Here is a 1,417-nt window from a genome sequence, read left to right on the forward strand (position 1 = left end):
TTAAAGAGCGGTCAGAGCTTCCTGCGAGGTACTATTAGTAGTAGATTCAACAACTACAGGCTTCCCTCTACGGCGTTTTATAGTCGGGAACACATCCAGCCCGACTCGCAAAATGTTGATTGATGCGTTGACATCTCTATCGACAATCAGCTTTAATTCCTCATCGAAATACTCTCGCATATCTCGGTCGGTGAACACAAATTCATCTCGATAACAGAGGAGTTGAGATGTGTAATTTGGCTTGACTTCGACTACACTGGCGTTAGCTTTTGCGGCTACCTGACCCAGCACTTCAAAGAACTGACCAAAGGCTGCATCTAGCCAAGACTTGTTAAGTCCTGATTTTGATGATTGACCATTGGATAAGAACGTACCATCTCGCCCTCGTTTAGGAGTATTGCGACGAGTTAAACCCTTGAGGTTCAGCTTCTCGTGGAAGAAGACTTTCTTACCTGTATTCACCAGTTGATGAGCAGTTTTGTACTGGAAATCTTCACGACTCCTAGCTATCTGTTGATGAATACGGGCTTCCCGTTTTGCTAGTTTACGTCTGGCTTTACTTCCTTTTTTACGCTTATTTTTGCGTTGAGAAACTGTGGTTAACTTGTCTTGATTCCGACGAAGTGGTTTAAGCGAGGGGAGTTTCTTGCCATCGGATATTGCTAGATAAAAGCCTCTATCTAGAACAGCATCCATTCCAATTGAGTTTTCCCAAGTAGGAATAATGTCATCAGGGTTGAACTCCGGCACTGACTTATCCTCTAGGCTCAGGTTGCAGTACCATCCGTCAGCTTTCCTTGTAATTGATAGCTGTTTTAAGTTTGCACTATCAGGTAACGGTCTGTGTATTCTCAGCTTAATCAAACCAATTTTAGGAACTTGAACAAACAACCATTTTCCGTTAACAGTACAGAACTTTAACCAATAATTATCAGCATTTGGAAAGTTTAACGTCCGATATCTGGCAACATTTTTAAATCGAGGCTTGCCACTGCGTTTACCATTTTTGTCACCTGCTATAAACCTGTTAAAAGCGTTTTTTACTCTTGTACAGACATCTTGCAAAACAGTTGAATAAACCTCCGTAAAGTCTATCAACTCTCCAGACCATCCAATCTTAACCAAGTCTTTCTTGAGCACTGGAAGTTGCTTTTTCTGGCTGTAGAAATTGGGCTGATCTTTAAGCTCCGGAAGGTAACAGATTAATGGACAGGCATTGACCGGACATCTATTTTTCTTCCACCAATCAAAACGCTCACCCAACATCCGGTTATACCAATATCGACCAACTCGCAGCCACTCGTTCAGTGTGAGTGTTTGTTGAGTCTCTGGATATAGTCGATATTGATACGTGTATTTCATTGGTGTTAACTTTTAAGCTAAACTACCTGCTGTTGTCTGCTATAATCAGTTTAGC

1 protein-coding gene is annotated in these 1,417 nt (G+C 41.8%); it reads right to left on the reverse strand.

Features of this window, described 5'->3' with window-relative positions:
* Entirely contained in the window at nucleotides 1–1,362 is a 1,362-nt protein-coding gene (locus F6J94_RS33835; protein ID WP_293048324.1) for a transposase, read from the reverse strand.
* Nucleotides 1,363–1,417: the final 55 nt, after the last annotated feature.

The organism is Moorena sp. SIO1F2, assembly GCF_010672755.1.
Taxonomy (GTDB): Bacteria; Cyanobacteriota; Cyanobacteriia; order Cyanobacteriales; family Coleofasciculaceae; genus Moorena.

Excerpts from the sequence above, each read along its gene's own strand:
- F6J94_RS33835 (WP_293048324.1), bottom strand. The coding sequence starts at position 1,362 with ATGAAATACACGTATCAATATCGACTATATCCAGAGACTCAACAAACA.